Here is a 6484-nt window from a genome sequence, read left to right on the forward strand (position 1 = left end):
TTTTACCTAATAGAGAGCAACAAGCGGTTTAAAAACGAAAATTTTTTGCGGAAATGAGAAAAACCTGTCTAAAAATAAATTGTCATTTGATTTTGTTCTCGCTTTTTCTTTTAAAAATGCATAAAATGAACAGTCGTTCAGTTTGTCAGAATGGGGGATTCATGCAGAATATATCATCCGCTAAAGATGATATGAATCGTCAAATTCTTTCTGCAACAGAAAGTTTGATTGCCGAAATCGGCATTCAAAATTTATCTATGCGAAAAATTGCAACCCAAGCCGGTATTGCATTAGGTACACTTTATTTATATTTCAAAACGAAAGATGATTTATTGAATAAGTTAGCCTATGACCTTTTTGATCGTTTTCATTGTTATGTCACACAAGGCTATGATGAAAATGAACCGTTTTTTAATCAATATCGCAAAATGTTTGAAAATAAATTAGCCTTTTTGCGTGATTATCCAACGGTGGCGACTAATTTGTCCCAATATCAGGCAATGTTGGGGTTTAATGAAATTATTGAAAGAACCATTGACGATGAAAATTTTATTTGGAATAAGTTTGTCCGAAAAGGGCAGCAAGCAGGTGTTATTGCAAAACTACCAGCCGAGCTACTTCATGTTTTGGGCATTGGCACTGTAATTGAACTGTGCCATTTACAGCAGGTTCTCAGGAAAGAATATTCCAAAGAGATTATTGAGGAAATGTTATTGCGTTCTTGGAAAGCGATTTCAACAAACCAAGAGTAATTATTTATACGATCTAATGATGGAGAAAATATGACAACAGAAAATCAAAAGCCTTCTCGTGGGAGAAAGTTTTTAATTGTACTTACGTTGATTATTGTTCTTGCCGTATTTTTAGGTACAGCAGGATTACAAAAGTTTATAGAAGGGAAAAAAGCAGAAGCTGCAGCGAATATGCCGGAAACGGTTAGCCAAGTAACTGCAATGCAGGTGCAGCCACAAAGCTGGACGCCAACGCTTTCAGCTGTAGGTTATGTTCGACCTAATCAAGGCGCAATGCTGAGTGCGGAAGCTTCTGGAACCGTAAGCCGTGTGTTAGTTCGTTCAGGACAACGCGTGAATAAAGGTGATTTATTAGTTGAATTTGATAGCGCAGTGGAAGTGGCTAATTTAAAAGCCTCTGAAGCACAATTACCTGCGGCAAAAGCATCTTATGAGCGTTATCGTAACCTTGTGGCATCAAATAGCGCTTCACAAGCTGAATTAGATAATGCAAAAGCAACCTATAACCAATTAGTAGCAAATATCGAGTCGCTCCGTTCAACCATTGCTCGCCGTAAAATTTATGCACCATTTAGTGGTATTGCCGGTATTGTGAATGTGAATGTGGGTCAATATATCTCAACGGGAACAGAGATTGTTCGTGTAGAAGACCAAAGCTCAATGAAAATTCGTTTCACATTACCTCAAACGGATATTGAAAAAATCAATGTGGGGCAACGTGTAAATGTTGAAATTGATGCCTTACCGGGTCAGACTTTTTCTGCACGTATTGCAGCAATCGATCCGGCAGTAGATCGTTTAACAGGCTTAATCAATCTTGAAGCAGTTTTAGAAGATGGTCAGAATAAATTGCTTTCAGGTATGTTTGCTCGTTTAAGTGTTGAATTACCAACTGAAGAAAGCCAAATTATAGTACCGCAAATTGTGGTAACTTATACTATGTATGGCGAAACGGTTTATGTGTTACAACCACTTTCTGATAACGATAAAGCGCTAGTTGCTAAAATGGCGGAGCAAAATCCGGCATTAAAAGATAGCTCAAAAGTGTATCGTGCAAAACAGGTTGAAGTAAAAACAGTAGATCGTAGTGGCGTTTATGCGCAATTAGTGAAAGGCATTAAAGCCGGTGATTTAGTTGTAACAGGTGGATTCCAACGTTTAAGCAATAATGCTTTAGTGATTGTTTCTGACCAAGAAGCGGTAGGTCTAACCCAACCAGCTAAAGAGAGCAAATTATAATAGAGGATATCAATGAAATTTACTGATATTTTTATTAAACGCCCTGTATTAGCAGTTTGTATTAGTTTGTTGATCACGATTTTAGGTCTGCAATCTATCAGCAAATTGCAAGTGCGTGAATATCCTGAAATGACGGTGTCGGTTGTAACCGTCAGCGTAAACTATTCCGGTGCAGATGCGAGTCTAATGCAGGCATTGGTAACTTCTCAAATTGAGGAGGCGGTAGCACAAGCGGATAATATTGACTACGTGACTTCATCAAGTAGTCCAAGTACCACAAAAGTTACCATTAAGATGAAATTGAATACTAACCCACAAATGGCGTTAGCGGACATTTCAGCCAAAGTGAATGCGATTCGCTCTAACTTACCAAGTGGGATTGATGATCCGTCTATTAGCGTTTCATCTGGTTCAAATGATGCGTTGATGTATATTCGTTTCGTATCCAATGAGTTAAGTACACCGCAAATTACCGACTATATTAACCGTGTGGTTAAACCTCAATTCTTTACGGTAAATGGTGTCTCGAGTGTTGATATTTTTGGTGCAGCAAACTTTGGCCTACGTATTTGGTTAGATCCTGACAAAATGGCAGGCAATAACTTATCTGGCGCACAAGTATTATCGGCACTTTCGTCAAATAACTTGAATACTGCGGCAGGTAATGCAAACGGGTACTATACGGTTTATAAAAACAAAGTGGAGTCAAGTACGCCTTCTGTTGAAGAACTTGAGAATGTGACTATTTCAACAACCTCAGATGGACGTATCATCAAATTAAAAGATGTGGCGACTGTTGAGTTAGATAAATATCAAGATGCTTCACGTACGGTAGCAGATGGCAAAGAAGCGGTCGTTTTAGCGGTTTCTGCTGCAACGACAGCAAACTCATTAACCGTTGCTAAAAATATCTATCCTGTTTTTGAGTTGATCCAAAAGAATTTGCCTGATTCTGTGAGTGGGCAAATTATGTATGATAAAACCATTTCGATTAACAGTTCTATCAATGAGGTAATTAAAACTATCTTTGAAGCAACGGTTATCGTTTTAGTGGTTATCGTTCTATTCTTAGGGTCGTTACGTGCGATGGTTGTACCGATTATTACGATTCCAATTTCGTTAATCGGCGCGTTATTCTTATTACAAATGATGGGTTTCTCCATTAACCTTTTAACCTTACTGGCATTAGTCTTGGCTATCGGTTTAGTGGTGGACGATGCGATTGTTGTATTAGAAAACGTAGAACGCCACGTAAAAGAGGGTAAATCACCATTTGATGCGGCGATTATTGGTACACGTGAAATTGCTGTACCCGTTATTTCAATGACGGTTGCACTCGGTGCGGTGTATTCTCCAATGGCATTGATGGAAGGGGTAACAGGATCTTTATTTAAAGAATTTGCTTTAACCCTTGCGGGCGCCGTGTTTATTTCAGGGATTGCGGCATTAACACTTTCGCCGATGATGTCTAGTCGCGTATTAAAAGAGCATAATCACGAAGATGAAAGCCGCTTTGCACGTTGTATCAATGGTATGCTGGATAAAATGACCTCTTGCTATACCAATATGTTACGTGGTGTGATGTCTGTACGTTGGTTTATGCTGATTTTTGCGGTTGGTGTGTTTGCAACCTTACCTATTTTATTAAGCTCACTTTCAAGTGAAGTTGCGCCAACAGAAGACCGTGGTTTCGTAGTTGGTATTGGTAGTGGTCCGGCAAATACGAACTTAGATTACACACAAGCGGCAACAGCAAAATTTAACGAAGAAGTAGGTAAAATTCCAGAAGTGGCTGCAATGATGACCATTTCAGGCTTTAATGGAACAAATAGTGCTTTATCGATTATCTCGTTAAAAGACTGGAGTGAACGTACCCGTGAACGCGCCGCAATTACGGCTGATGTTGCAGCAATTGCGAAGAAAGTTGTTCCAATGGATATTAACGCAATCGCATTTCCTGAAATTTCAACAGGGGAAAGTGGTTTACCTTTCTCATTAGTCATTACAACATCAGACAATTATGCAAAATTAGCCGATGTTGCTGGTAATTTCTTGAAAAAAGCACAAGCATCAGGTCAGTTCTTCTTTGCAAGTTTAGACCTAAAATTCAATACGGTTACAATGAAATGGAAATTTGACCGTGAAAAAATGGGAACCTATGGCGTAACCATGCAACAAGTTAGTAATACGCTAGGGGCTTATTTATCAGGGGCGATTATTACCCGTGTGGATATTGATTCCCGAGCTTATCCGATTGTATCGCAAGCGGTGCGTAATGACCGATTAAATCCGGACGATTTAACCAAATTCTACGTAACCACAGCAACAGGCGAGTCGATCCCATTGAGTTCATTTGTAACATTAGAGCTATCAACAGAGCCGGCTTCTCTTGAACGTATGAGCCAATTAAATGCGGCAACGATTTCTGGGGTTGTATCAGGATCTATCGGTGATGCGGTAAACTGGGCAAAAGCAGAATTGGATAATTCATTGTCTCAAGGTTATCAATATGATTTCCGTTCAGAATCACGTCAATACGTACAAGAAGGGAATGCGATGGTTATGACCTTTGCTTTAGCGGTAATCATTATCTACCTTGTATTGGCTATTCAGTTTGAATCTTGGCGTGATCCGATGGTAATTTTAGTTTCTGTACCATTAGCTGTAAGTGGAGCGTTATTAACGATGAACTTGCTTGGATTGATGAAAAATCCAGGGGCAACGCTCAATATTTACTCTCAAGTAGGGTTGGTAACGCTGGTTGGCTTAATCACGAAACACGGTATTTTGATGTGTGAAGTGGCTAAAGAAGAACAGTTAAATCATGGACTTTCTCGTTTTGAAGCAATTGTACATGCTGCAACGATTCGTTTACGTCCGATTATGATGACTACAGCTGCGATGATTGCTGGTCTTGTTCCATTATTGTTTGCTTCAGGCCCGGGTGCAATCGCACGTTTTAGTATGGGTATGGTGATTATTGCCGGTCTTGGTATCGGAACAATGTTTACCTTATTCGTATTACCGGTCATCTATACTTTCTTAGGTCAAGAACACAAACCACTCCGTGAGTTTGATGAAGACAAATTTAAAAGAGAAAAGATCAGTAAGTTGGTTGAAAATATCGACTAAGCTACTAACTTTTAAATAGCATGCTCAAGCGGTAGTTTTTTTCAATGATTTTGCAAAAAATCAAAGAAAAACTACCGCTTGTTTTATATGATGTGAATCGGGACAATAAATAAAAAGGAGAATGTATGCCGACTTTAAAAGCAATTCAACAGCGTTTAACGCAATTAGCGGAACAACAAAATCCTATTGTTCAATCCGTGATTTCACAATTAACCCAGCAGCAATTTCATGCCTGTTTAGATGCGAAATTTGTGGCTTCATTATGCCAACAATTTAATAAAACTTCCGTGGAATTAGCATTGGCTTGTTTACCAATAGCAGCTTGTTATGCAAGAACACCTGTTTCTCATTTTTATGTGGGCGCTATTGTCATTGGGCAATCTGGGCATTTCTATTTTGGTGCTAATCAAGAATTTGAAGGCGAAAGCATGGCTCAAACCATTCATGCAGAGCAAAGCGCGATTTCCCATGCATGGTTAGCTGGAGAAACAGCCATTTCAGATGTGATAGTTAATTATACGCCTTGTGGGCACTGTCGGCAGTTTATGAATGAATTGAATACGGCAAATACGTTAAAAATTCATTTACCGCATAGTCAAAAAAATGCTCTACATAGTTATTTGCCTGATGCATTTGGTCCGAAAGATTTACACATTGAGAAAGTGCTGTTTGATAAACAACCCCTTGCGTTTGTGTCTGAAATGGATCGCCCAACAGATGATGTGAGTCAGAAAGCGATTGAAGCCGCACAACAATCTTATGCGCCTTATAGCAGTTCTTTTAGTGGCGTTGCATTGTTGTTGGCTAACCAGCAGATCGTTTGTGGACGTTATGCGGAAAACGCTGCGTTTAACCCAAGTCTTCCTCCATTGCAGTTGGCATTGAATTATCAACGAATGTTAGGTTTAGCAGATGAAAAGGTTTTACGAGCCGTGATGGCAGAAAGGGCAAATACCATCAGCCATAAATCTAGCACAGAAGCTATGGTAAAGACGTTATTAAATCTTCCATTAGAATATATTGCTCTGTAAGAAAAAGTCCTCCGTTTTGGAGGAGTTAGATTGCTGACTAAGTTCATTTTTGAGAAATAGCCTAGCATGAGCTGTGCTAGGCTCGTTAGGTTCAGCTCCACTAGGGCTGAAAAAAAGAGTCGCAGAGAGACTCAGACCACTGACAAACCCACCTTTACAGGCTTTCTGCCAAAGGTGGGTTTATTTTTTGCTGTTTTATCCCTTTCTTTTGTATTTCACTTCGGATAGCCACTCAAGCGGTCAGTTTTGTGGATTTTTTTACCATTACCGCATATTGATGAAGAATAAGCCATAAAAAGCACAAAAAAGCCCATAGCACAAGGGCTATCT

4 protein-coding genes are annotated in these 6484 nt (G+C 39.3%); all 4 read left to right on the forward strand.

Features of this window, described 5'->3' with window-relative positions:
- The first annotated feature begins 161 nt into the window (after positions 1-161).
- Positions 162-752, forward strand: coding sequence for a TetR/AcrR family transcriptional regulator (locus AM305_RS08495; protein ID WP_005824973.1), 591 nt, complete (start codon positions 162-164; stop codon positions 750-752).
- Positions 753-782: 30 nt separating this feature from the next.
- Positions 783-1991, forward strand: coding sequence for an efflux RND transporter periplasmic adaptor subunit (locus AM305_RS08500; protein WP_005824975.1), 1209 nt, complete (start codon positions 783-785; stop codon positions 1989-1991).
- Positions 1992-2003: 12 nt separating this feature from the next.
- Entirely contained in the window at positions 2004-5123 is a 3120-nt protein-coding gene (locus AM305_RS08505; RefSeq protein ID WP_005824977.1) for an efflux RND transporter permease subunit, read from the forward strand.
- Positions 5124-5248: 125 nt separating this feature from the next.
- Entirely contained in the window at positions 5249-6154 is a 906-nt protein-coding gene (gene cdd, locus AM305_RS08510) for a cytidine deaminase (RefSeq protein ID WP_005824979.1), read from the forward strand.
- The last annotated feature ends 330 nt before the right edge of the window (positions 6155-6484 follow it).

Source organism: Actinobacillus minor NM305, assembly GCF_000175195.1.
GTDB lineage: Bacteria > Pseudomonadota > Gammaproteobacteria > Enterobacterales > Pasteurellaceae > Haemophilus_A > Haemophilus_A minor.